The sequence below is a fragment of the Pacificimonas pallii genome (genome assembly GCF_019204005.1).
GTDB classification, from domain to species: domain Bacteria; phylum Pseudomonadota; class Alphaproteobacteria; order Sphingomonadales; family Sphingomonadaceae; genus Pacificimonas; species Pacificimonas pallii.
Window position 1 is genome coordinate 352,711 of the sequence record NZ_JAGSPA010000002.1, and the last position, 25,062, is coordinate 377,772.

Here is a 25,062-nt window from a genome sequence, read left to right on the forward strand (position 1 = left end):
TGGAGTGCACTTGTGCTTCGTGCCAAAAACACTAGAATTCGCGCACTAACTGACGGGTGACCCACCATATGTTGAATTCCATCATCAAATCCGCTGCGCCGATCGCGCTTCTTGCCGCCATTGCCGGCTGCGGCGAGGCGGGCGATTCGGCCGCCAATGCATCGCCTTCGGCCGAGAGCGCGGCTGAAAGCGGCACCAACTGGGTGCGGACGCTGGCGAAGACCGAAGAAGGCGGGTTCCTGATGGGCAATCCGGATGCGAAGGTGAAGCTGGTCGAATTCGGATCGCTGGCCTGTTCGCACTGCGCGACGTTCCATGCGGAATCGATGCAGGACCTGAAAGGCAAATATATCGCCTCTGGCGATGTCAGCTATGAGCTGCGCACATTTGTGCTGAACCAGCCGGATTTCATCGCGACGATGCTGGCGCGCTGCACGACGCCGGAAGCGTTCTTCGCGCTAGCCGATAGTTTCTTTGAGCGGCAGCAGGCGTGGATGACGCCGTTCATGCAGTTGAAAGAGGAAGACATCAAACAGCTGGAAGGTCTTGACCAAAAAGCACAGCTGGTGCGGTTCGGGCAGCTGGGCAAGCTGGATGAGTTCGTGAAGGCGCGCAGCATTCCGGCATCGAAGTTCAGCAGCTGCATCAGCGACCAGGCGAGCCAGGACGAGCTGGAAAACATCCGCAAAGCCGGACTTGAGGATTATGGCGTCGCATCGACGCCGACCTTCGTCATCAATGACGAGCGCATCGACGCAAATGTCTGGGCGCAGGTACAGGCGGCGCTGGACGAAGCGCTTTAAGGGGCTGAATGCATAGCGCCTCTCAGCAGATTGCGGGCACGGCCCGTTGAAGTTTCGCCGGCTGCGCCTGTCCGGCTTCAAGTCGTTTGTCGACGCGGCGGAACTGCGCATTGAAGACGGGCTGACCGGTGTGGTCGGCCCGAATGGCTGCGGCAAATCAAACCTGCTGGAATCGCTCCGCTGGCTGATGGGCGAAAGCAGCGCGAAAAGCCTGCGCGGCGCCGGCATGGAAGACGTCATTTTCGCGGGCACGGACCGGCGGCCCAGCCGTGATGTCGCTGAAGTCCAGCTGCAACTGGACAATAAGGACCGGAAGGCCCCGGCGCAGTTCAACGAATCCGACGAGATCGATGTCAGCCGCCATATCGAGCGCGGGCTGGGCAGCGCGTACCGGATCAACGGCCGCGATGTGCGGCAGAAGGATGTGCAGCTGCTATTCGCGGACGCGGCTACGGGTGCGCATTCGCCTGCCCTTGTCAGCCAGGGACGCATCGGGGCGATCATCAACGCGAAGCCGCAGGACCGGCGCAAATTGCTGGAGGAAGCCGCGGGCATTGCGGGGCTGCATGTGCGGCGCAAGGATGCCGAGCAGCGGCTGAAGGCGGCGGAAACCAATCTGGAGCGGCTGTCGGACATGCTGTCGGGCATGGAAACACAGGCGGCGTCGCTGGGGCGGCAGGCGCGCGCCGCCGAAAGATACCGGAAATTGTCGGAGCGGATCACGCTGGCCGAGGGTATGTTGCTGTACGCGAAATGGCGCGCGGCAAAGTCGGATGCGGATGCGGCGAAGGAAGAACTGTCCGGGCTGGGGCGGAAGCTCGATGATGCGATCCGGAATTCCGCCCGGCTGACCACCCTGCAGGAAGCGGCCAAATCAGGCCTGCCCGCGCTGCGCACGGCGGAAGCCGAGGCGGCGGCGGCGCTGCAGACGCTGTCGCACAGGGCCGATGTGCTGGGAAGCGAATTGCGCGATGTCGAACGGCGCATGGCGGAAACCGAAGCGGCGATCCGCACGGCGGATGCGGATGCGGCGCGCGAAACTGACAGCCGCGCCGATGCACATGCGGCGCTGGACCGTCTGAACACCGAGCGCGGCGAGATCGAGGCGCAGCTGGCAGAGGCACGGGATGCGATCCCGGACGCCGAGGCGCTGGTGGCGCGTTTGGAAACGGAGTCCGCCGAGATCGACACGAAGCTGTCGGAAGCGCTGTCCGCCCATGCCGACGCGCGGGCGCAGCGGCAGGCGGCCGAAGCGGCGGCGGAGGCGACGACAGTGCGGCTTGGGCGCGCGGCACGAACGATGGAGACGGCCGAGGGCGCCGTCGCGGCCCTGGAGCCGGTCGATGCGCTGCTGGCGGCGCGAACCGACGCAGAGGCGATTCGGGCGCAGGCTGAGGCGGCGCTGGCTGATATTGCCGGTGAGATCGAGGCGGCGGAGCGGGAACGTGAAACCGCCGAAGCGGCGCGCGCGCAGGCGCAGGATGCGATGTCGAACGCGCGAGGGCTGTTGAGCGCGCTGGAATCGGAAGCGTCGGCGCTGACCCGGCAAACGCAGCGACATGAAGGTGCGGCGGTCAGGCCGCTGCTCGACAGCGTCACGGTCGCGAAGGGGTATGAGGCGGCCTTTGCGGCGGCCTTTGGACGCGCGGTCGAGGCGGATCTGGAAGGGGATGAAACCGCCATGCGCTGGCGTGCGCCGGGCGCCGATGACGATTGGAAAGGTGATCCCGCACTGCCAAATAAGGTCAGTACCTTGGCGGATCATGTTCAGGCACCGGATGAGCTTTCCCGGCGGCTGGCGCAAATTGGATTGGTCGATGAAGCGCCGTCAGCGGATGCCATAGCCGCGCTGGCACCTGGGCAGTCATTGGTGACCCCTAAGGGCGAACTGTACCGCTGGGATGGACTGATGGCGCGCCCCGACGAAAGTGACGGGACGGCGGACCTCTTGGCGCGCCGGACGCGTCTGCGTGAAGTCGAGGCGGAGTTGCCGACTGCGCATGCTGCTGTGGCCGCGACAGGTGCGGCGGCGGCGGCGGCGCGCACGGCGCTGGCGGATCTTGCGGCGCGAATTGCCGATGCCCGCGCGCGGCGCATGGAAGCCGAAGCGGCGCGAGGTGCCGCCGCCTCGGAACTCGCGCGGCTGGAGGGCCGTATCGAGCGCGGACAGGCGCAGGCCGAAGCGGCGGCGGCCGCACTGGCGCGGGCCGCGGCGGACCATGGCGAGGCGGAGGCGGCGGCAAGGGAAAGTGCGGCGCGTCTTGCCGCGCTGCCGGGCCTCGATGCGCTCGCGATTGCGGCGGAGGAGGTCAGGCGCGAGTCCGAGACTGTGCGCGCGAAGCTGGCGCAGGCGCGGGCGGATCACGTCACGCTGCTGCGGAGCCTGTCGGGCGGCGAGGCGCGGCTGAATGCGATCGCGTCCGAACGCGCGGATTGGGAGCGGCGCCTGCAGGGAAGCGGCGCGCAGCAGGAAGCGCTGGCGGCGCGGGCGGCGGCGGCGAAGGCCGCGCTGGCTGAACTGGCGGCACGACCGGCGGAAATCGAGGCATTGCGGGCGGCACTTGTCGATGACCGCGTGAACGCCGAGACCGCGCGGCAGGCGGCGGCGGACCGGCTGGCCGCGGCGGAACGCGCCGCGTCCGTGCACGATAGGGACGCGCGGGCGGCGGCGGACGCGATGGCCGAGTTGAAGGAAGCACGTGGACGGCTGGAGGCGCAGCGGGAGAATCACGAACTGCGCCGGGTGGAGATGGGACGCATCGCGGCGGAGAAATTCCAGTCGCCGCCGCACATCCTGCCCGCGAAGCTGGCATTTGACGAGGATGAAGTCAGCGAGGAAGGCGCGGTTTCGGATGCGCTTTCGAAATTGCAGGCCGACCGGGACCGGATGGGACCGGTTAACCTGCGCGCGGAGGAGGAGCTGTCCGAGATCCGCGCGGCGCTGGATGAATCGAATGCGGAAAGTGAGGATCTGCTGGCGGCGATTGCGCGCCTGCGGGGATCGATTGGCGCGCTGAACCGGGAAGGGCGCGCACGCCTGCTGACCGCGTTCGAGGAAGTCGACAAGCATTTCCGGTCTTTGTTCTCGGGGCTGTTCGGCGGCGGCGAAGCGCGGCTGGAACTGGTGGAATCGGACGATCCGTTGCAGGCGGGCCTGGAAATCATGGCGCAGCCGCCGGGCAAAAAACTGCAGTCGATGAGCCTCTTGTCGGGCGGTGAGCAGGCAATGACCGCCGTCGCGCTGATCTTTGCGATTTTCCTGACCAATCCGGCACCGATCTGCGTGCTGGACGAAGTCGATGCGCCGCTGGACGACGCGAATATCGAGCGGTTCTGCGACCTGCTGGACCGGATGACCACGCTGACCGACACGCGGTTCCTGATCGTGACGCACAATGCGGTGACCATGAGCCGGATGCACCGCCTGTACGGCGTGACAATGGCGGAGCGGGGCGTCAGCCAACTGGTCAGTGTCGACCTTGGCGGCGCGGAAACGCTGCTGGCGGCGGAATGAACATGCGGCAAGCAGATGCTTGGCAGGCGGCCCTCTGCCTTCTAATGACCCGCCTCGATGGTCCCGTAGCTCAGCTGGATAGAGCGCCAGACTTCTAATCTGGATGTCGCAGGTTCGAATCCTGCCGGGATCGCCATCTATATGCCGTTCACAGTGTCGCCGACATGGCGGTAGAGTCGGCATGCGGCAAAAAAACGCGAGTAGGAAAAACGGGGTCACGGGCTTATCTGCCATGCTCCGGTCGCGGCTCAAGCCGTGCGATTTTGACGAAGAGGAAAATATGCCGCGGCATCAGGAGACACGTAACCTCCCCTACACGCCGGCACAGGTTTATGATCTGGTGGCGGATGTCGGGCGCTATGGGGAGTTCCTGCCCTGGGTCGTGGCGACACGGATCACGTCCGATAGCGATACCGAAATGGTGGCCGACATGATCGTCGGGTTCCGCATGGTGCGCGAAACATTCACCAGCCGGGTGAAGAAGACGCGTCCGCACGAACTGCATATCGAATATCTGGACGGTCCGCTGAAATATCTGAGCAATGACTGGCGCTTTGAAAGCGATGGCAAGGGCGGGACGAATGTGCATTTCTGCGTCGATTTCGAATTTCGGCAGAAGCTGTTCGAGCGGCTGGCCGGTGCGTTTTTTCACGAGGCGTTCCGCCGGATGGTGGCGGCATTCGAGACGCGCGCGGCGGAGATTTACGGCGCGGGCGGCAGTGAGGCTGCAAGGTCCGAGAGTGCAACGCCGCAGGGCGCCTGACCGCCGGTCTCTCCTTAATAGGTCACGTCATTCCGGCCTTCGCCGGGGGTGACGGCAAACGGGCGAAGGGCAATGAAACCGAATTGCGCCTGACGCGGGAGGTGGAGCCTTATGTTGCAGATGCCTCGGGCGTTTCCGCGCCGGGCAGCAGCAGTTCGAGCGCGACGCGCACAGCCTGAAGCCGGATCGCGGTCCGGCCATGATCGTCGAATGTCTTGAGGTCGGCGACCACATCCTCTGGATTCGCGCCGCGCATGGCGCGGGCGAAGACGACGGTCCCCACGGGTTTTTGCGCCGTGCCGCCGCCGGGGCCGGCGATGCCGGTGACCGCGACCGCGATGTCGGCGTGGCTGCGTTCGAGCGCGCCCTGCGCCATGGCCCATGCCGTTGCGACGGAGACGGCACCGAACGTCTCGATCATGTCGGCATGCACGCCAAGCAGTTCCATCTTCGCCTCGTTCGAATAGGTGACGAAACCGCGCCCGACGACATCGGAACTGCCCGGAATTTCGGTGAGAAGGCCGCAGACGAGACCGCCGGTGCAGCTTTCCGCCAGGGCGACGTGGCGGCCCAGTGCCCGGTTTTCGAGAATGACACGTTCGGCAAGGGCCGTGAGGTCTTCGGGGAACAGACTCATCATACTTCCTTTGCGGCCCCGGCCCCGCCCGCCCCTTTTGGACGCGCCGCCGGAGCCCGTTTCCTGTTTATCGCCGGATCGCGGCGACGGCCTGTGCGGCAATGCCTTCACGGCGGCCGGTGAAGCCGAGCTTCTCTGTGGTGGTTGCCTTCACGCTAACCCGGTCGACGGGGAGCCGCAATATCTCTGCGACGCGTTCGCGCATGGCCTGGCGGTGCGGTCCGATTCTGGGCGCTTCGCAAATGAGGGTGACATCGACATTTTCGATGCTGCCGCCGGATGCGGTGACGAGGTCCGCGGCATGGCGCAGGAACCGGCCGGAGGCGGCGCCCTTCCATTCGGGATCGCCCGGCGGGAAATGATCGCCAATATCGCCCGCGCCAATGGCGCCGAGAAGCGCGTCGGTGAGGGCGTGGAGGCCGACATCGGCATCGCTGTGCCCCGCAAGGCTGCGGCTGTGCGGGACGTTGATGCCGCAAAGGCAAACGCTTTCGCCCGCCGCGAAACGGTGGACATCATAGCCAAAACCGGTGCGGAAACCGCGATTGCCCATCAGGCGCTCCGCACGCTCGAAATCCTGCGCGTGGGTGAGTTTGAACAGACCCTCGTCACCGGCCACGAGCGCGACGGCAAGACCCGCGGCGCGGGCAATCTCGGCATCGTCCGTCGCCCCCGGCGCCGCGTGACGGTGCGCAGCGAGGAGCGGCGCGAACCGGAACGCCTGCGGCGTCTGGACACGGTGCAGGTCGACGCGCGAGACTTCGTCAGAAATGGTGCCGTTGCCCCGGCGCAGACTGTCGACCACCGGAAGGGCAGGGACGGCACCGCCATTACCGGCAAGTGCGGCGATCAGGCGGTCGACGACATCCTTGCCGATAAAGGGCCGGGCGGCATCGTGGATCAGGACGATATCAGCCTCGCCAATTGCCTCCAGCCCGGCGAGGACGGAGCCCTGGCGCGTATCGGCGCCGTCGACCGGATCGCCGATCGGCTCGACGTCCGCGATGGCGGTGTCGTAAAAATCGCGGTGCGCGGGGTTGATGACGACGCGGACCTCGTCCACATCGGGATGCGCGGAAAGGCGCTCGACCGAATGGCTGAGCACGGCGCGCGCGCCGAGACTGCGATACTGTTTTGGCAGCCCCTCGCCAGCGCGCAATCCACTGCCAGCGGCGACGATAAGGGCGACGGTCTTCATGATTGCGCGACTTAACCGCACTGACGGTTGCCGAACAGCCCCTACCACCTGTAAGTGGATGCCTGAATTTTATGCAAGAGAATGATGTGCCTGAATTGAAGCCAATCAATATCGGTCCGGTGCGGATCGAGAAGCCGGTGATTCTGGCGCCCATGACAGGCGTGACGGACGGGCCGTTTCGCAAACTGGTGAAACGCTACGGGGCCGGGCTGACGGTGACGGAGATGCTGGCGAGCCAGGCGGCCGTGCGCGAGACGCGCCGGTCGCTGCAGCAGGTGGCGTGGGATCCCATCGAAAACCCTGTGTCGATGCAGCTGGCGGGCTGCGACCCGGAGGTGATGGCCGAAGCCGCGAAGCTGAACGAGCAGCGCGGCGCGGCGATCATCGATATCAATATGGGTTGCCCGGTGAAGAAGATCGTCAATGGCCATGCCGGCTCTGCCCTGATGCGGGAGCCCGATCTGGCCGCGCGGCTGATCGAGGCGACGGTGAATGCCGTGGATCTGCCGGTGACGCTGAAGATGCGCATGGGCTGGGACCATGATAGCCTGAATGCGCCCGAACTGGCAGCGAAAGCGGAGTCGCTGGGCATCAAGCTGATCACGGTCCACGGGCGTACGCGCTGCCAGATGTACAAGGGCACGGCGGACTGGGCATTCGTGAAACGCGTCAAGGCGGCCACCAGCCTGCCGGTCGTGGTGAACGGCGATATCTGTTCCGTGGACGACGCGCGCGCGGCACTGGCGCAGTCGGGCGCGGATGCGGTGATGATCGGGCGCGGGTGCTATGGCAAGCCGTGGCTGCTGAACCAGGTCATGGCTGCGCTGTCCGGCGAAGCAGAGGTTCCAGACCCAAGTCTGGCAGAGCAATATGACCTGATTACAGAGCATTACGAGCTTACGTTGGAACAATATGGCGAGTTGAACGGTGTCAATATGTTCCGCAAGCATATGGGCTGGTACACCAAGGGGCTGACCGGGTCGGCGGAGTTCCGGAACCGGGTGAATCAGGAGCCAAGCGCCGCAAAGGTAAAGGCAATGACGAAGGATTTTTACGCGGCGCATCTGGACCGCGTACCCGACGCCGTCGCGGCGTGAGTGCGCTCGTGCCCCTGAGATTCCGCCGACGCGCCATGCCCGTACCGGCCGAAATTCTCAGTGCGTTGCAGGTTCCCATCATTCTGGTCGACCGGTCGGGACATCCGATATCGGCGAACCCGGCAGCGGAAATGATGTTTGGGCGGTCGGAAGATTCACTTGCCGAAAAAGGCTGGGAGGGGCTGTTGCCGCCCGATAGTCCGGTTCGCGCGCTGCTGCACGAGGCGGCGGCGGGCGAACATGAGATCAGCGCCTATGATGTGAGGATCGCTCTGGTCGATGCACCGGCGGTGACCGCCGATGTGCTGATCGCGCCGGTCGCCGGACAGGGCAAGCACATGACACTGGCATTTCAGCGGCGAAGCGTGGCGGCGCTGGTGGAACGGCAGGCGGACAATCGCGGAGCCGCACGATCGGCGGCGGCCCTGTCGGCGATGCTGGCGCATGAGATCAAGAATCCGCTGTCGGGAATCAGGGGTGCGGCCCAGTTGCTGGGCAGTTCCGACGATGGCGAGGGGCGGGATGAGCTTTCCGAACTGATTATCAGCGAGGTCGACAGGATCAGCGCGCTGATCGGGCGGATGGAGCGCTTCAGCGACCCGCGCCCGGCCAGGCTGAAGGCGGAGAACATCCATTCGATCCTGGGCCATGTGCGCCGACTGGCGGAACTGGATGGCGTAAAGATTTCCGAGGTCTACGACCCGTCCTTGCCACCTGTAGCGGCAGACCGCGATGCGCTGGTGCAGCTGTTCCTGAACCTGGTGAAAAATGCGCGTGAGGCGGCGGGCGAGGGCGGCCATATTCGCCTGACGACGGCCTATCGCCACGGACTGAAGATCGGGCGGCCGGGCGGGCGCGGCCGGGTGCGGGTTCCGATCGAGATCTGCGTTGTCGACGATGGCCCGGGCGTACCGGCCGGGCTGGCCGATCATATGTTCGACGCGTTCGTCACCACGAAGCGGGGCCTTGGGGGGCTAGGACTGGCACTGGCGGCGAAGATTGCCAGCGATCACCACGGTCATGTCGAATATCAGCGGGATGAAGCGAAGGGCGAGACCATTATGTGTGTCCTGCTGCCCATGGCAGGAGAGGCCGTGTCATGAGTGCGACGACGGGTACGATTATCGTCGCCGACGATGACGCCGCCATCCGGACGGTCGTGCGCCAGGCGCTGATGCGGGCCGGCCACGAGGTGCGGACGACGGACAGCCTTGCCGGACTGTCGCGGCTGGCGGAGCAGGGCGTGGGCGATGTGGTGGTCAGCGATGTCGGCCTGCCAGACGGCGATGGGCTGGACAGTCTGCCGGGCCTGCTGGCGATGCGGCCAGACCTGTCCGTGATCATCGTGAGCGCGCAAAATACGCTGGCGACCGCAGTGCGCGCTACCGAGCAAGGCGCATTTGAGTATTTACCAAAACCGTTTGATCTGAACGAGTTGACAGCCGCGGTTTCGAGCGCGCTTGAGCGAAGTCAGGGGGAAGCCGCCGCGCAGCCGGTCGCGGCAGGCGACGGCCTGCCGCTGATCGGGCGCAGCCAGGCGATGCAGGAGGTCTACCGCCTGATCGCGCGCGTGGTCCCAACCGATCTGACGGTCATGATTTTAGGCGAATCGGGCACAGGCAAGGAACTGGTTGCGCGGGCAATCCATGATCTGGGGCCGCGGCGGACAGAGCCGTTCGTGGCGGTGAACATGGCGGCGATTCCAAAAGACCTGATTGAAACGGAACTGTTCGGGCATGAGCGCGGTGCCTTTACCGGCGCGCAGGCGCGCAGCTCTGGACGTTTCGAACAGGCGCAGGGCGGCACGCTGTTTCTGGATGAGATCGGTGACATGCCGTTCGAGGCGCAGACGCGGCTGCTGCGCGTGCTGCAGTCGGGCGAGTTTACGACCGTTGGCGGCGCGCGCACGATCCGTACCGACGTGCGCATCCTGTGCGCGACCCATCAGGACCTGGAAGGCGCGATCGAACGCGGTGAATTCCGGGAGGATCTGTATTATCGCCTGAACGTCGTTCCCATCCCGGTTCCGCCGCTGCGCGCGCGTAAGGACGACATTGCGGAACTGAGCGCGCATTTCCTGAAGCTGGCCGTGGACGAGGGGCTGCCCGAAAAGGCGCTGTCGCAGCCTGCCATTGAGAGACTGTCCGCGCATGACTGGCCCGGCAATGTCCGGGAATTACAGAATATCGTCCGGCGGATGGCGGCGCTGGCGCGGGAGGATGTCGTCGGCGCTGCGGCCGTGACGCAGGCGATGAAGGGCACAAGGGCGGCCAATGCGCCGAGCGGCGAGGGCGAGACGCTTGCGGCCAGGGTGGAGACGGAAGCGGCGCGTATCGTCGCGAGCGGCGGTCATAATGTCTATGAAGAGATCATGGCGAACGTGGAGCCGCCGATCCTGCGCGCGGCGCTGGCGGCGACAGGTGGAAATCAGATCAAGGCGGCGGCTGTGCTGGGGATCAACCGCAATACGCTGCGTACCCGCCTGGAACAGCGCGGCATCGATGCGATGGATTTCCGGCCGCGCGGATAAACAGCCTTTGATGCCTGGACGGATCAGGGCATGGGAAACGGCAGCTATCCGGGCGGTCCCCGGCGCTTGCCCGCCATCTGCTCGACAAACTCTTGCCAGTATGGGGGGCAGGCACTAGGTCTCTTGCCGAACAGTTAACTTACCTAGATAACCCAAGGGGATTACGAGAATGAGCGACGTCGCAGAACGCGTGAAGAAGATTGTTGTCGAGCATCTCGGCGTTGAGCCGGACAAGGTCACCGAAGATGCGAGCTTCATCGATGATCTTGGCGCCGACAGCCTCGACACCGTTGAGCTGGTCATGGCCTTTGAGGAAGAGTTCGGCGTGGAAATCCCCGACGATGCCGCCGAGAAGATCCTGACGGTCAAGGATGCCATCACGTACATCAATGAGCATCAGGGCTAAGTCAGCCGCCGCCAATTTCATGATGCGAGTTCAGGTGCGGCGGTCCTTCCCTTAAGGAAGGCCGCCGTTTCCGTTTCAGGAGCACAATATGCGCCGTGTGGTCGTTACCGGACTAGGCCTTGTCACCCCACTTGGCGGTGATGTCGAAAGCAGCTGGAGAAATATTCTCGCGTCCAAATCGGGGGCGCGTCAGATCACCCGCTTCGATACCGAAGGGCATGCCTGCACGATTGCGTGCGAAGTGCCGATGGACGGCGAGGAAGATGCGCTCGACATGTCGAAACGCGTCGATCATAAAATCCAGCGTCAGGTGGACCTGTTCATCCAGTTCGGGATCGACGCCGCCGGTCAGGCCATCGAGGAAGCGGGCCTGACGGACGTGTCCGAGGAAGACGCCGAGCGCATCGGCTGTCTGATCGGATCGGGCATTGGCGGCCTTCCCGGCATCGAAAAGGAATCGATCGTCCTTCATGAACGCGGCCCACGGCGTGTGAGCCCGCATTTCGTGCATGGCCGGCTGATCAATCTGGTGTCCGGGCAGGTGAGCATCAAATATGGCTTTACCGGGCCGAATCACAGTGTTGTGACCGCCTGCTCGACAGGAGCGCATGCAATCGGCGATGCCGCGCGCCTGATCGCGCTGGACGATGCGGACGTGATGATCGCGGGCGGCGCGGAAAGCGCGATCTGTCCGCTCGGCATTGCGGGATTTGCGCAGGCAAAGGCGCTGTCGACGCGGAATGACGATCCGGCGGCGGCAAGTCGCCCCTATGATGTCGACCGCGACGGCTTCGTCATGGGTGAAGGCGCCGGTATCGTCGTCCTGGAAGAAATGGAGCGCGCCAAGGCGCGGGGCGCGACGATTTACGGCGAAGTCGTCGGCTATGGCCTGACGGGTGATGCCTATCATACGACGGCGCCGCACCCGGATGGCAATGGCGGTTTCCGGGCGATGCGCAACGCACTGGCCCGCGCAGGCATTGATCCGTCGGGCATCGACTATATCAATGCGCACGGCACATCGACGCCGCTGGGTGACGAGATCGAGCTGGGCGCGGTTCGCCGCCTGTTCGGCAGTGCCCTCGATACGGCGTCAATGTCATCCACCAAAAGTGCGATCGGGCACCTTCTGGGCGGCGCGGGCGCGGTGGAATCGATTTTCTGTCTGCTCGCCATGCGCGATCAGGTGGCCCCGCCGACGATCAATCTGAATAATCCAAGCGAGGGCTGCAAAGGCGTCGACCTGGTGCCGCTGCACGCGAAGGAGCGCAGGATCGATGCCGTTTTGAACAACAGCTTTGGATTTGGCGGGACGAACGCGTCGCTGGTGATGAAACGGGTGTAGGCGGCCCCGACATGAACGCGCGCGGTGCTTCTGCCGGACGATCGTGAGGCTGGATGCGATGCGGAAATTTTTACTCTTTCTGACGATTCTGGCGCTTGGCGCGGCTGTGCTGTTTTACGCGAAGCTGCAGAGTGACTGGTCCGCCGACGGACCACTGGCGGAAGCGCAGGCGGTCATTATTCCCGAAGGCAGCAGCCAGACGGCCGCGGCGCGCCTGCTGGCAGAGCGCGGGGTTCTCGGCGACGATGTCGAGCGCTTTATATTGCTGAGCCGTCTATTCGGAGAGGCCGCGCCCATCCGTGCCGGCGAGTTTGAATTTCCGGCGCGGGTGAGCGCCGCCGGTGTGCTCGATATCCTGCAAAATGCGCAGCCCGTGCAGCGGTGGATCACCATTCCCGAAGGCCTGCCTGCGGTGCTGGTTCATGAACGCCTGATGGAAGCCGATTTCCTGACCGGTAGCGTCGAGGTGCCGAAAGAGGGATCCGTGCTGCCGAACACCTATGATTACGAGCGGAATGAAACGCGCGCCGCGGTGCTGGCGCGCATGCAGGCCGCGATGACCGAGACGCTGGCGGAGCTGTGGGCCAAGCGAAGTCCGGATGCGGTGGTCCGTACCCCGGAAGAGGCGGTGATCCTCGCTGCGATCGTCGAGAAGGAAACAGGGACGGCAGAAGAACGTCCCATGGTGGCAGGTGTTTATACCAACAGGCTAAAGCTGGGCATGAAGTTGCAGGCGGATCCGACGATCTTTTACCTTAAGACGAAAGGGCGCCCCCTTGGCCGCAGGATCCTGCAATCGGAGATCGACGAGGTAAACGGTTACAATACGTATAGCATGACGGGTTTGCCCGCCGGGCCAATTACGAATCCGGGGCGGGAGTCGATCGCCGCCGTGTTGAATCCGGCCGAAACGGACGCGCTCTACTTCGTCGCCGACGGGACCGGCGGACATGCCTTCGCCCGAACCTTGGCAGAACATAATGCCAATGTCGCAAAGTGGTACGCGATCCGCCGTGAACGCGGCGAAATGGATTAGTCGGGGCCGCTTCATGGAAGAGCCAGCGACGGCAGTACATATGCAAGAATTGACTCACGTCAACGCGCATACCCTGATAAACCGATAGTGAATTTAAGATCAGGCTTTGCGGATGGGCCTTTTCGTCTCCTGCTAACCCACCGGGATGCTTTGTCTTGGCAACTCTACTTTTCGGTGAGCCTTTGAAAAAGGCTGCACCTCTGAAAGCCTATCAGGCTCAACTGGCGGAGCAGGGCGTTCATACGCATCATCTGGACGATCATGGCCGGCTCACATGGATCGCAAGAGCGCTGACCGCCCGAAACGCGATTCTCGTGACTTACGAGAACAGCCTATACACTGCGCAGCGCGCCGCCCTTTTGAAACGCCTTGGCGTAAAGGTCGCGCGTTTCTGGGTCGGATCGGACCTGCACCTGATCCAGACGCAAAAGAAAACCTTGCAGGGCGCGCTGGAGATCGACCGCCACGTGGCCGCGAACTTCGCTGTGGCGCCCGACATGGTATCGGCGCTGACGCCGCTGGGCATCGAAGCGAGCTATCTGCCATCGCCAATCCAGAACATTCCCGCGCCGACACCGCCCGGCGAAACATTACCGCGCGGTATCCTTATTTATCTCGGGACCAGGAACTATGCGCTATATGGCAAGGACACGATCCAGCAGGTCGTGACCGCCAATCCGGAGAAATCATTTCATATCGTCGGCGATGAAAACCATTCGCTGGCGAGTTTTCCCAATGTGACGAGCTGGGGATGGGTGAACGACATGAAAGAGGTCTGGCCGAAAGTCGGCCTGGTGCTGCGACCCACGTTGCGCGACGGTATGCCCCGCATGGTCCTGGAAGCCCTGCTGCGGGCACGCTACGTTGTCTATTCGGGCCAGTTTCCGGGGTGCTGGCATGGAAAAAGGGCTGAGGAAATCCAGCCCTATATCGACCAATTCATGCATATGAGCGAGTTCAACCGGGACGGGGAACGGCAGGCCCGCGCTCTGCTTTGCGATTCCGGTGAAAAACTGGTGGCGAGCCTGAACCGGATGTAGCGGGAACGAACGGTTCAGACGACCCGCCGCGCTCCGGTAACCGGCTCTGCATGCGCCGAGCGCAGGCGGTCAATGACATCCTCCAGCGGCTCGATCAGGGTTGTCATCCAATAGGCGTTGGCGTGCAGCAAGCGCTCTTCATCCGCCATGATTCCGACATGGCCAGGAAAGAATATCAGGTCGCCGCGCTTCAGCGGTTTGCCCAAAACGTCATCGCCAAGCTCGTCCCTCTGCTGGTCGCTATCACGCGGGGCGGCGATATCGCAGGCCGCGAGCGCGATCTGTATCAGACCGGAGCAGTCGATACCGCGCCGCGTGCGACCGCCCCATTTATAAGGACTGCCAAGAAACGCCTGCGCGACACGCACGGGATCACGCACATATTCGTCAAGCGTGCTCGCGTGTCGGCGGTGCACAAACGTACCATTGCGAAGGCGGTAGAAAGTGTCGTCGAAATCTTCGGCGGCGACCTCGCTGTTCATCGGGAGGTTATGCGCAACGTCCGATTTTATATCGGGCCGCGAAAAACAAAGCGCGGTGGGCGCCGTGATCCTGTGCGTGCGGGGGGGCGCATCCGCGCGCAGATTTTCGGCGGAAATATAACCAACATAATGGTCATGTGCCGAGAACCCCCAGGCCCAGCCCTCCGACTCGTCGAGAATGTCGAATCGTTGCCCGGGCAGAAGTTCGCTGACGGCTGCCGCGCTCTGCTGCGGCGCCTCCCGCATCATCTCGCTCACGCCGTCGATCAGGCGGTGTGGCACAGGGGTGACATAACGCGGCGCCGCGACGACACCCTTGAGGGCTGCGTCGGCCATGTCGTCGCGCCACGCATGAACACGCGGGTCGGGTTTGTCGGCGGCCGCAGCCGCTTCAGTGCGCGGTGTGAGGTCGTGCCGCGCCGCTTTGGAGTCCGGAATCCGTGTCAACATGCGCAATCAGCCCCTCGAAGCTTTCGAGGAAATCGCTGCCAGAATCGGTGCGTTCGACGAAGATGTTGCGAAGGTCACTTTCGTCTTTCTGCCTACGGATATAGCCATAAGCGCCCAGCGTATTGAGCGCGCGTGTGATAACAGGTTTGGACACCGCAAGACGCGCCGCCAGTCCGCGAACCGTATGCGGCCCCGGTTCGAGATAGACAAGCAGCAAAAGCGCCATTTGCCGATTGGTGAGGTCCGGCTTCGCCGACCTTACGTAAGAGATCAGTGTTTCCATCCAGTCGGCAAGTCCGCTGCTTACGGATGCGTTCGGATCATTGCGATAGTCAGTCATATTTTTGGCCCGCCTGCTCAAACCTGAGAGGGTAATGATGAAGACCATAGCCTAACAGAGCCCCGGCGGACAAGACCGCTGCGTCGCCTCATCTGGCCGCATATCGTGCACGAAGCATCTCATTGGCCGCGCGAAGGCCCAGCGCCTCACCGCCTCTTGGACGTCCCGGCTGGTCTACCGGCATCCATGCAAACGTGTCGAAATGCAGCCATTTCGTGTCCGCGCTGACGAATTTCGAAAGATAAAGTCCCGCGGTAATGGCCCCCGCGAAACTGCCCGGTGCGGCGTTGGAGAGGTCGGCGATGTCGGACCTCAGCATCTTCAGATAAGGCTTCCAGAGGGGAAGCTGCCAGACCGGGTCGGCCACCATCTTGCCGGCCCTGATCATCGCATCGGCCAGGTCATCATCATTGCCCATCATGGCCGGCAGGTCCGGGCCGAGCGCGACACGCGCGGCGCCGGTCAGCGTCGCGAAATCGAGGATCAGGTCGGGATCTTCCTCGCAGGCCAGAGTGAGCGCGTCGCACAGCACAAGGCGGCCCTCCGCATCGGTATTGTGAATTTCCACGCTCAGGCCCTCGCGCGTCGCAATCACGTCGCCGGGACGAAACGCGTCTGCCGAGATGCTGTTTTCGACCGCGGCGATGAGCAGCGTGAGCCGGACGGGCAATTTCGACGCCATGACAAGCCGGGCAAGGGCAAGCGCATGCGCCGCGCCGCCCATGTCCTTTTTCATGAGGCGCATGCCAATTGCGCCCTTCACGTCGAGGCCGCCCGAATCGAAACAGACGCCCTTGCCAATAAGGGTCAGCTGGGGCGCCGACCCGTCGCCCCAGTCGAGCCGGACGAGACGCGGCTCCCGCCCCGGTGCGGCCGCACGTCCGACGGCATGGATTGCGGGGAAATTCTCCGACAGAAGCGCCTCGCCCGTTACGGTCCTGACCGCCGCGCCATATGTTTCCGCCTCGGTACGAATGGCGGTTTCGAGTTCGGCAGGTCCCATATCCTCCGCGGGGGTGTTCACGAGGTCGCGGACAAGTGCCTGGGCGCCTGCGAGGGCCGCGACATGAGCCACGGCGTCCTGATCGACCGGAAGCAGAAGGATCCGCGGCGCCTTTGCCTCGGTTTTCAGGTAACGATCAAAGCTGTACTGCCCGAGTGCCCAGCCGAGACCGCAGTCCACCGGCACCTTCCCGGTCAAACGATATGTGCCTTCCGGCAGATTCCCGGGCAAGGATGCGAGCGCCCACGGGTGCGCGGCCTCGTCATCATCGGCGATGTCGCCGATTCCAGCGACGACAGACCAGGCTTCGGCCTCGCCGCCCGGCAGGATGGCATGCGTACCCTCCGCCGCCGTGAACTGGGCGGCGTGCATGGCGGCCTGTCCCCGCGGGCTGAGATCCGCCACGAAGGCATCGAAGCCAGCCTTGGTCACAATATGGATGGTACGGGCCGCCTGATCACGGTCAGGCATAAGCAGGTGGTTCATATCAGGCATATCATTGTCGCTATTACGCGATGCCGCGCAAGGCAACTTGATAGGCTGTCACGGAGCCCGTAAAGCCGCCTGTTGTAGCGCTTGCGAAAAGTTCGCGCGTCGAGATGAATTTCAGATATCACGGGATAGATCATGGCCACCACACCGGAAAATGGCGCGGCACCCGCCGCGCAGCTGCCACTCTTTTACAAATCGCTGACGCCGCTGTCATCGCAGGCGCACAAGGATTATGGCATCGATGAGCGCTCGACCCTTGAGTTTGTGAAGGGCATTCATGCGGTGCCGATCACCGTTGACGAATTCGCCGCCGCGCAGCGCCACTTTCCGATCATCTTTTCCGGCGGCGACACACCCGCACCGCTGGTCCTGATGGGCCTGCAGGAAGGACAGAATTTCTACGTCAATGACGACGGCACATGGAAAGAAGGTGTTTATGTTCCCGCCTATATCCGCCGCTATCCATTCATGCTGGCGCGTATTCGTCAGGATTCAGAAGAACTTTCGCTCTGTTTCGATGACATGTGCGAAGATATTGGCGAGAAGAAAGCGCAGGCGTTTTTCGATGGCGATCAGCCAAGTCAGGTGACGAAGAACGTCCTTGGGTTTTGCGAGGAATATGAAAAGTCGATCAACCGTACGCGCGCCTTCACCGAAGAGTTGAAGAAGCAGGAACTGTTGATGAGCGGCGAAGTTTCGATCCAGCCTCCGGGCGACGCGAAACCCTCGATTTACCGCGGCTTTCAGATGGTGAACGAGGACAAGCTGAAAGAATTGCGCGGGGATCAGGCACGTAAACTGGTGCAGAATGGCGGCATGCCGCTGATTTACGCGCACCTGTTGTCGGTACATCTGATCCGCGAACTGTTCGCAAAGGCGAACCCGGCAGATTCCGTGCCGCTGTCCAACCCGACCGATCAGGGAATCGTTCCTGACGCCTAGGCCCATTTGCCCTGCCCGAATCCTGCGTTAAGATTAACGGATCCGCAAGGAGCCGGGGAGGGCGAATATGTCAGAGAAATCGAGCACGGCGCGCAGCAGCTATTCCAGGGGCGCCATCTGGCTGCACTGGATCATCGCACTGGTGATCATCGGACAGTTTCTGGGAATGCAATATGACGAGACGCTGGCGGAAACCGATCCGGCCCGCGGCACGATCTACATGCTCCACAAGTCATTCGGGCTGACGATCCTGTTCCTGACTCTGGTCCGGCTGATCATTCGGCTGCGCCAGGGGTTCCTGCCCCTGCCGCCGCACATGGCGGGCTGGGAAGTCATGCTGGCGCGGGTGACGCATTTCGGGTTTTACGCGCTGCTGCTGTTGATGCCGCTGACGGGCTGGATTTTCGGTGTGAGCGCAAAGCGCGGACTGGATTATTTTGGTCTTGTGCCCGTGCCCGTACTGCCGCTGGAGGGGCTGGCGGAGCTGGCACATGAACTGCACGAATATGGGGCGTGGGCATTCGTCATACTGTTCATATTGCATGTCGCGGGCGCGCTGAAGCATCACTATCTGGACCGCGATGACGTCGCGACCCGCATGATCCCGATGCTGAAACGCCGCAGCTAGACCGCAGCTGGCGCCGCGGCCGAATGTCGCGCATCTTGGCGGCGCGGCGCCGCCTCCCCATCTGAATGACAAGGCGCGGCGTTCCCCCTTTTTCGCACGCGCCGCTGTAACTTGGCCGCTTCTGGCACTTTTGTCTCGGGAGCGGCCTTTTTCATGGCGCGGAGACGCGGCCCGCTGGCACGCTATTCGGCGGCGAGACGATGATCGCCTGCGCGGTGAAGGTCCTCTAAAAACAACGATATGCCCTCGCCAAGCGCTGCGGACACCCGCGCGAACCCGGGACCGGGCATCAGCGATGTCATGTCGAGATATAAAGAGCGGTCGATTTCGATCTGAAGCGCATGCGCCGCCATGTTCGGCTCGCCAAAATACGCCGTCGCATAGCCGCCCGCATAGGGCGTGTTGCGCGCGGTCCGAAAATGACGGGACAACGCCGTCTCCATCGATTTCGAGAACCGGCGGTCGCAGCTGTCGCCGTGGCGGTCGCCAAGAACGGCTTCGGCGCCGCGACGTCCGGCCCTGCGCGGCAAAGGCGGCATGGAATGACAGTCGATCAGGATGGCAAATCCATTCGCCGCGCGGGCACGGGCAAGAAGCGCGCCGAGCTGGCGGTGATAGGGCTCATGTACCTCCGCGATCCGCCTGTGCGCCTCGCTAAGCGGCAGGGGGCGCCGGTATATGGGAACGCCGGGTGTCGCGATGCGCGGCAGAACGCCAAGCCCCGCACGGACGCGATCGCTTCGAAGGGCGCGCGGTGCGCCGTCGAGAATGGCGCTGTCCAGCTCCTCCGGCGCGCGATTGAGGTCGATATAGGTCCGGCCCCAGCGGGCGGATAGCAGCGGCAGATCGTGGGCTTCGGCGACGGGCATGACGAGCCGGTCCACCAGCCGGTCTTCCGCGCGCATGAGGGCGTGCCGCCCGGGCATGGCATCGCGGAGGAACTCGTCAGGATATTCCGTACCGCTATGCGGTGAGGCGAGAACCACCGGGGAAATGCGCGGACCGGCAATGTCGCGGAGAAAAAATGCTGACATGCGTCCGCTGTAGCCCCTGGCCGCGCGGCCGGAAAGCCAGCAAAATTTTTGTAAGTCTTGATAGAATATTAACGGACCGCCATTACAAGGCCCATTGCGGGGCGATCGAACGGATATTGGTATGACTGATCAGCCGGAAGGCGGCAAGCGAGGACGCATTCTTCTTGCAGAGGATGACGATTCGATGCGCGCTTTTCTTGAGCGCGCCATCGAGCGGGCGGGATATCATGTTGTGGCCGTGGACCGCGGGACGGCGGCTCTGCCGCATATTGCGGGCGGCGAATTCGACCTGCTGCTCACGGATATCGTGATGCCTGAGATGGACGGCATCGAACTGGCGCAGCGCGCCGCCGCGCTGGCACCGGGCATGCGGGTCATGTTCATCACCGGCTTCGCGGCGGTTGCGATGGCCAAGAACAGCGGTGCGCCGGAAGGCGCGCGGGTGCTGTCGAAGCCCTTCCACCTGCGCGAGCTGACGGGAGAGATCGAACGTATGCTGGCTGCCTGAGCCCAGGCCCTGCGGTCCGTTTTCGGCGGCAATGAGAAAAGCGCAACTTTGGCCCTTGCCCCGCTCGGGCCGCACCGCTACATCGCCGTTTCTCGTGTGGGCGCATAGCTCAGTGGTAGAGCACTGTGTTGACATCGCAGGGGTCGGAAGTTCGAACCTTCCTGCGCCCACCATTTTCTTCTGATCAGCACCGGGGGGTCCCCAGTGGACACTGAAGAATTCGAATTGTGGGAATCCGAAAGCGCCGACGAGTTCGCGGCCGCGGTCGCAGGCGATATCAGCTTTATCATCGACCAGGCGCTGGATGCCCGCCGGGAAGCCATCGTGGCGCTGCCGGTCGAGGATTTTCTGCTGCCTGCTTACGCCCTCGTGGCCGAAGGCAAGCGGAACTGGCGCCATGTCATCATCGTGCCAAGCTACGACGCGCTGATCGCCGTCGACGATCCGAAGTCGAAAGTCGCGACGCTTGCGCGTATCTTCATGGCCAAGGGCGCGCGCGTCCTGCCGCTGGGCAGCGAGAATGCCGACTACCGCATGGCGGGCGCCGCCGCCGACGCACGCCTGCAGGATCTGGGCTGGCCGTTCGACCTGGTGCTGCTGACGATGTCCGATGAGGGCGATGTGTCCGGTCTCGTGCAGGGACCGGATCTTGACGAGGCACTGACCGCCGATGACGATCGCCGGGCCTATGGCATGGCGGCAGATGACGGAGAGGCGCACGTCACAATCTCGCGCAAGACCATCGTCAGTGCCCGTACGCTGATGTTCGCCTTGCAGGGCGCGTCGCAGAGTAGTGAGGTGGCAACCGCCGTCGAGGGCGGTGATAGCCCTGCGGCGAAATTGCTGGCCGGGGTCACCGTGCCGATCGACGCGCACGTCCTGCTGGACTGAGCACAGTCAGGCGATTGGGGAGGTCGCGACATGATCGTCTGGTCACCTGCAATGTCCGCCGATGCGGCCGAGCGGTTGAAGGCGGCGCCTGCGGTGCAGCGTGTCCCCACCCCAAAGCTGGACCTTTACCGGCGGCGCGATTTCCTGGACCCTGATGAATGCGCGGCGATCATCGCGCATATCGACCGCAATCGGCAGCCGTCGACCATCGTTGACGACTATGGCGGGGAAAACAATTTTCGAACCAGCGAGACGAGCCATTTCGACGGAGATGACGTGCTCATCGATACCATAAACCGCCGGTTGAGCGACTTTCTGGGGATCGACGCTGTATTTGGCGAACCCATGCAGGGGCAGCGCTACGCGGCCGGGCAGGAGTTCAAGGCGCATACGGATTATTTCGATCCCGGCGGCGCGGCGATGCGGGAGATTCGCGCCACCGCCGGGCAACGGACATGGACGGCCATGATCTACCTGAACGCGCCAGATGCGGGCGGAGCGACACGCTTCAAGGTGATCAGAAAATCCATCCAGCCGCAGACCGGCACGCTACTGGTCTGGAACAATCTGAAGGCGGACGGCACGGTGAATTCGGCAACCCTGCATCACGGCATGAAAGTCCGTGCCGGCGTCAAGTACATCATCACCAAATGGTTTTGCGAGCGCCCATGGTCGCCTGCCTGACGATCGCCTTTGGGCGGTCGGCCAGGGCACGTCCGGACATATCTGCCGTGGGATCGTGGTGACCCGCCGGCGAATTTTGAATGAGGATAAGCTGGCCAACCGCGGTCGGCGGGATGCGCCCGTGCCGGCTACGCGCGGCCACCGAAACGATCCGATCTTTAGATAGGACGTAACCGGCGCGGCGGAGATGGTGACCCCTACGGGAATCGAACCCGTGTTTCAGCCGTGAGAGGGCCGCGTCCTAACCGCTAGACGAAGGGGCCGCCTGCCAGAGCGCGCGAGATATGCGTGCGCCCCCGCGAAGTCAAGCGCGCGACGTTGGGCACGGCCGGTCGCATGCCCAGTCGCATGCCCAGTCGCATGCCATGTCAGGCGGCCGCGGCGGTTCCTTGCGCCGCCGCGTCCTTCTCCATTTCCTCGCGAATGCTCTCCGCGAGGAGGAAAGCCAGTTCGATGGACTGGCTGGCGTTGAGGCGGGGATCGCAATGTGTGTGATAACGCGCGGCAAGCCCCTCATCTGTCACGGCAGCGGCGCCGCCGGTACATTCGGTGACGTTCTGGCCGGTCATTTCGGCGTGGATGCCGCCCGCATGCGTGCCCTCGGCGCGGTGTACGGCAAAGAAGCCGCGAACTTCCGCGAGGATGCGTTCGAAAGGACGGGTCTTGAAACCGGAGGCGGCCTTGATCGTGTTGCCGTGCATCGGATCGCAGGACCAGACGACGTGACGCCCCTCCTGCTTCACCCGCCGCACGAGACGGGGCAGGCCGCCCTCGACCTTGTCATGGCCGAAGCGGGCGATCAGCGTCAGGCGCCCGGGCTCGTTCCGGGGGTTCAGCACGTCGATCATACGGATGAGGTCGTCGGGTTCGAGCGACGGCCCGGCCTTCATCGCGATCGGGTTGTTGACGCCGCGCAGAAACTCGACATGCGCCGATCCGGGGAAGCGCGTGCGATCGCCGATCCAGAGCAGGTGCGCCGACGTGTCGTACCACTCACCCGTCAGCGAATCCTGGCGTGTCATGGCCTGTTCATAGCCAAGCAGCAGCGCCTCGTGACTGGTGTAAAAGGCCGTGCCATTCAGCTGCGGGACGGAGTCGGGATTGACACCGCAAGCCTCCATGAAGGCGAGCGCCTCGCCGATACGCACCGCGATCGCCTCATATTTCGCACCGGCGTCCGATGCGCCGACGAAGTCGAGGTTCCATTTGTGGACCTGGTGGAGGTTCGCATAGCCGCCCTGCGCCAGCGCGCGCAGCAGGTTGAGCGTCGACGCGGCCTGCATATACGCCTTTTGCATGCGCGCCGGATCCGGTTCCCGGCCCGCTTCGTCAAAGGTCATGTCATTGATGATATCGCCGCGATAGGAAGGCAGCGTCACGCCCGCCTGTTCCTCGACATCAGACGATCGCGGTTTTGCGAACTGCCCGGCCATGCGGCCGACTTTCACGACGGGCATCTGGCTGCCAAATGTCAGGATCACGGCCATTTGGAGCAGGACGCGAAACGTGTCGCGGATGTTGTTCGGATGAAATTCCTTGAAGCTTTCGGCGCAGTCGCCGCCCTGCAGCAGGAACCCCTTTCCCGCTGCGACACCGGCAAGATCGGCGCGAAGCCGGCGCGCTTCACCCGCAAAAACCAGCGGCGGATAGGTGCCGAGCATCTGCTCGGTCTCCGCAAGTGCCGCCGTATCGCGATATTCCGGAATGTGGAGCGCCTTGAAATCGCGCCAGCTGCCGGGAGTCCATGTACCTGAATGTGTCATGCGGCCCTCATGCCGCGATCCGCACCGCACTGCAACAATCCCGCGACATAATCCCGTGCATCGTGGCGGCGGGTTCCCCGCCTGTTGATACCGCCACGCATCGGCCAGTCGGCGCAGGGTCACCGCATCAGCACGATTTCCTCTGCCATGGTGGGATGAATGGCCACGGTCTCGTCGATCTGCTGTTTGGTAAGGCCCGCCTTCACGGCGATGGCGAGACCCTGCATGATCTCTGGCGCATCCGGGCCGATCATGTGCGCGCCGACAAGCCTGCCCGTCGCGGAATCGACGACCAGCTTGTAGAGCGCACGCTCGTTGCGATCCGCCAGGACGTTCTTCATGGCACGGAAATCCGACGTGTATACATCGACACCGCCGAGCGTGTTGCGCGCCTCACCTTCCGTCAGGCCCACGGACGCGATGGGCGGGTGGGAGAAGACCGCGCTTGGAACGCAGCCATGGTCGACGGTCCAGGGTTTGCCGCCAAACAATGTATCCGCGAGCGCATGGCCTTCGCGGATGGCGACAGGCGTAAGCTGGACGCGGTCGGTAACGTCACCGACAGCGAAGATATTGTCGATATTGGTCCTGCTGCCCTCATCGACCTTGATCGCGCCATTGCGCTTCTGCTCGATACCGAGCGCTTCCAGACCGAGCCCGTCCACATTGGCCGGACGGCCGATGGCGGCAAGGAGCAGGTCGGCTTCGAGCTCCTCACCATTTTCCGTCGTGATCAGCAAATTGTCGTCGTCCTGCCGTTCGACCTTTGCGAAAGGACTGTTATATTTGAACTGAATTCCCTTGATGGTGGAAATGTGCATCAGCCGTTCGACGACGCTGTGGTCATAGCCGCGCAGGATCCTGTCGGAACGTTGCACGACGGTAACGTCCACGCCGAGCTCGTTGAAGATTCCGGCGAATTCCGTGGCGATGTAGCCGCCGCCGGCAATCACCACGCGCTCGGGCAATCTGTCGAGATGGAAGACATCGTTCGATGTGATGGCCAGGTCGCCGCCCGGGCAATCGAGCTGTCCCGGGCGAGAGCCGGTCGCGATCAGGATCTTGTCCGCGGTGATCGTCCTGCCGCCGACATTCAGCGTATGCGCGTCCTCCAGGGTGGCGCGCGCCTCGTGCAGTGCCACATCATGGCTGGAAAGGGTGTTCTTATACGCCTCTTCAAGGCGGTCTACGTCCGCCAGCAAATTGTCGCGCAGGCAGTTCCAGTCGAAGCTCTTGCCCTCGATATTCCAGCCGAAACGGGCCGCATCCTCCAGATCCTCGGCGAAATGCGACCCTATGACGAGCAGTTTCTTGGGCACGCAGCCGCGGATGACGCAGGTGCCGCCGACACGGTGTTCCTCCGCAATGCCCACCTTTGCCCCATGGCCGGAGGCGATCCGGCTGGACCGAACGCCGCCCGAGCCTGCGCCGATGACGAAATAGTCGTAATCATACTTTGCCATGCTGTTGATGCCC

At 63.4% G+C, this 25,062-nt stretch carries 23 protein-coding genes and 3 tRNA genes; 17 read left to right on the forward strand and 9 right to left on the reverse strand.

All coding sequences use genetic code 11. The annotated features are described in order from the left end of the window. Positions 1–68 precede the first annotated feature (68 nt). The 4 genes from KCG44_RS06805 (at position 69) to KCG44_RS06820 (ending at position 5,080) form a co-directional block, all read left to right on the forward strand. On the forward strand, positions 69–803 hold the full coding sequence (locus KCG44_RS06805) for a thioredoxin domain-containing protein (protein WP_218445137.1): 735 nt from the start codon (positions 69–71) through the stop codon (positions 801–803). Between the two features lie 46 nt (positions 804–849). Next, the gene (gene smc / locus KCG44_RS06810; protein WP_218445138.1) at positions 850–4,317 is read left to right on the forward strand and encodes a chromosome segregation protein SMC; all 3,468 of its coding nucleotides are present in this window, start codon (positions 850–852) and stop codon (positions 4,315–4,317) included. Between the two features lie 59 nt (positions 4,318–4,376). Continuing rightward, positions 4,377–4,453 (forward strand) — tRNA-Arg (locus tag KCG44_RS06815). 144 nt (positions 4,454–4,597) lie between these two features. Next, positions 4,598–5,080 (forward strand): type II toxin-antitoxin system RatA family toxin, encoded by a 483-nt coding sequence (locus KCG44_RS06820; RefSeq protein ID WP_218445140.1) that lies wholly within the window; start codon positions 4,598–4,600, stop codon positions 5,078–5,080. 109 nt (positions 5,081–5,189) lie between these two features. Here KCG44_RS06820 and KCG44_RS06825 read toward each other — a convergent pair whose 3' ends face one another. Together KCG44_RS06825 and KCG44_RS06830 are read right to left on the reverse strand one after the other, a co-directional pair. After that, positions 5,190–5,720, reverse strand: coding sequence for a CinA family protein (locus tag KCG44_RS06825; RefSeq protein ID WP_218445141.1), 531 nt, complete (start codon positions 5,718–5,720; stop codon positions 5,190–5,192). 64 nt (positions 5,721–5,784) lie between these two features. After that, complete coding sequence (locus KCG44_RS06830) at positions 5,785–6,915, reverse strand: bifunctional 2-C-methyl-D-erythritol 4-phosphate cytidylyltransferase/2-C-methyl-D-erythritol 2,4-cyclodiphosphate synthase (protein WP_218445142.1); 1,131 nt, start codon at positions 6,913–6,915, stop codon at positions 5,785–5,787. Between the two features lie 86 nt (positions 6,916–7,001). Between KCG44_RS06830 and dusB the strand changes: the two genes are divergently transcribed. From dusB to KCG44_RS06865, 7 genes are all read left to right on the forward strand, one after another. After that, entirely contained in the window at positions 7,002–8,012 is a 1,011-nt protein-coding gene (gene dusB, locus KCG44_RS06835; RefSeq protein WP_218445143.1) for a tRNA dihydrouridine synthase DusB, read from the forward strand. An 8-nt stretch (positions 8,013–8,020) separates the two neighbouring features. Further along, positions 8,021–9,115, forward strand: a complete 1,095-nt coding sequence (locus KCG44_RS06840; protein WP_218445144.1) for a two-component system sensor histidine kinase NtrB — start codon at positions 8,021–8,023, stop codon at positions 9,113–9,115. After that, positions 9,112–10,542, forward strand: coding sequence for a nitrogen regulation protein NR(I) (ntrC, locus tag KCG44_RS06845; protein ID WP_218445145.1), 1,431 nt, complete (start codon positions 9,112–9,114; stop codon positions 10,540–10,542). The genes KCG44_RS06840 and ntrC overlap by 4 nt, the downstream gene beginning before the upstream one ends. A gap of 169 nt (positions 10,543–10,711) precedes the next feature. After that, the gene (locus KCG44_RS06850) at positions 10,712–10,948 is read left to right on the forward strand and encodes an acyl carrier protein (protein WP_218445146.1); all 237 of its coding nucleotides are present in this window, start codon (positions 10,712–10,714) and stop codon (positions 10,946–10,948) included. An 88-nt stretch (positions 10,949–11,036) separates the two neighbouring features. Then, entirely contained in the window at positions 11,037–12,293 is a 1,257-nt protein-coding gene (gene fabF / locus KCG44_RS06855) for a beta-ketoacyl-ACP synthase II (protein WP_218445147.1), read from the forward strand. Between the two features lie 58 nt (positions 12,294–12,351). Further along, positions 12,352–13,329, forward strand: coding sequence for an endolytic transglycosylase MltG (gene mltG, locus KCG44_RS06860; RefSeq protein WP_218445148.1), 978 nt, complete (start codon positions 12,352–12,354; stop codon positions 13,327–13,329). A gap of 155 nt (positions 13,330–13,484) precedes the next feature. Beyond that, complete coding sequence (locus tag KCG44_RS06865) at positions 13,485–14,369, forward strand: glycosyltransferase family protein (protein WP_218445149.1); 885 nt, start codon at positions 13,485–13,487, stop codon at positions 14,367–14,369. Between the two features lie 14 nt (positions 14,370–14,383). Here KCG44_RS06865 and KCG44_RS06870 read toward each other — a convergent pair whose 3' ends face one another. The 3 genes from KCG44_RS06870 to KCG44_RS06880 all read right to left on the reverse strand — a co-directional run bounded on the left by KCG44_RS06870 (position 14,384) and on the right by KCG44_RS06880 (position 17,139). Continuing rightward, the gene (locus tag KCG44_RS06870) at positions 14,384–15,301 is read right to left on the reverse strand and encodes a C40 family peptidase (RefSeq protein ID WP_218445150.1); all 918 of its coding nucleotides are present in this window, start codon (positions 15,299–15,301) and stop codon (positions 14,384–14,386) included. Continuing rightward, entirely contained in the window at positions 15,243–15,584 is a 342-nt protein-coding gene (locus KCG44_RS06875) for a MarR family transcriptional regulator (RefSeq protein ID WP_218445649.1), read from the reverse strand. The genes KCG44_RS06870 and KCG44_RS06875 overlap by 59 nt, the downstream gene beginning before the upstream one ends. 145 nt (positions 15,585–15,729) lie before the next feature. Further along, positions 15,730–17,139, reverse strand: a complete 1,410-nt coding sequence (locus KCG44_RS06880; RefSeq protein ID WP_218445151.1) for a leucyl aminopeptidase family protein — start codon at positions 17,137–17,139, stop codon at positions 15,730–15,732. Positions 17,140–17,271: 132 nt separating this feature from the next. Between KCG44_RS06880 and KCG44_RS06885 the strand changes: the two genes are divergently transcribed. Then, positions 17,272–18,078: a SapC family protein gene (locus KCG44_RS06885; protein ID WP_218445152.1), complete on the forward strand. Its 807-nt coding sequence runs from the start codon at positions 17,272–17,274 to the stop codon at positions 18,076–18,078. 67 nt (positions 18,079–18,145) lie between these two features. Then, positions 18,146–18,706, forward strand: coding sequence for a cytochrome b (locus KCG44_RS06890; protein ID WP_218445154.1), 561 nt, complete (start codon positions 18,146–18,148; stop codon positions 18,704–18,706). A 182-nt stretch (positions 18,707–18,888) separates the two neighbouring features. Here the strand turns inward: KCG44_RS06890 and KCG44_RS06895 are convergent, their stop codons facing one another. Further along, positions 18,889–19,740, reverse strand: coding sequence for an N-formylglutamate amidohydrolase (locus tag KCG44_RS06895; RefSeq protein WP_218445155.1), 852 nt, complete (start codon positions 19,738–19,740; stop codon positions 18,889–18,891). Positions 19,741–19,861: 121 nt separating this feature from the next. Here KCG44_RS06895 and cpdR point away from each other — a divergent pair, with 121 nt between their 5' ends. From cpdR to KCG44_RS06915, 4 genes are all read left to right on the forward strand, one after another. Beyond that, a complete protein-coding gene (gene cpdR, locus KCG44_RS06900) occupies positions 19,862–20,248 on the forward strand; it encodes a cell cycle two-component system response regulator CpdR (RefSeq protein ID WP_218445156.1) in 387 nt (128 codons plus the stop codon). Positions 20,249–20,346: 98 nt separating this feature from the next. Further along, a tRNA-Val gene (locus tag KCG44_RS06905) sits at positions 20,347–20,421 on the forward strand. A gap of 31 nt (positions 20,422–20,452) precedes the next feature. Beyond that, entirely contained in the window at positions 20,453–21,139 is a 687-nt protein-coding gene (locus KCG44_RS06910) for a 6-phosphogluconolactonase (RefSeq protein ID WP_218445157.1), read from the forward strand. A gap of 30 nt (positions 21,140–21,169) precedes the next feature. Beyond that, positions 21,170–21,823: a prolyl hydroxylase family protein gene (locus KCG44_RS06915; RefSeq protein ID WP_218445159.1), complete on the forward strand. Its 654-nt coding sequence runs from the start codon at positions 21,170–21,172 to the stop codon at positions 21,821–21,823. 188 nt (positions 21,824–22,011) lie between these two features. On the opposite strand, the gene KCG44_RS06920 is transcribed toward KCG44_RS06915, so the two are convergent. The 3 genes from KCG44_RS06920 to gorA form a co-directional block, all read right to left on the reverse strand. Continuing rightward, positions 22,012–22,086 (reverse strand) — tRNA-Glu (locus KCG44_RS06920). Between the two features lie 105 nt (positions 22,087–22,191). Then, the gene (locus KCG44_RS06925; RefSeq protein WP_218445160.1) at positions 22,192–23,586 is read right to left on the reverse strand and encodes a class II 3-deoxy-7-phosphoheptulonate synthase; all 1,395 of its coding nucleotides are present in this window, start codon (positions 23,584–23,586) and stop codon (positions 22,192–22,194) included. Between the two features lie 119 nt (positions 23,587–23,705). Next, entirely contained in the window at positions 23,706–25,049 is a 1,344-nt protein-coding gene (gene gorA, locus KCG44_RS06930) for a glutathione-disulfide reductase (protein WP_218445161.1), read from the reverse strand. Positions 25,050–25,062: the final 13 nt, after the last annotated feature.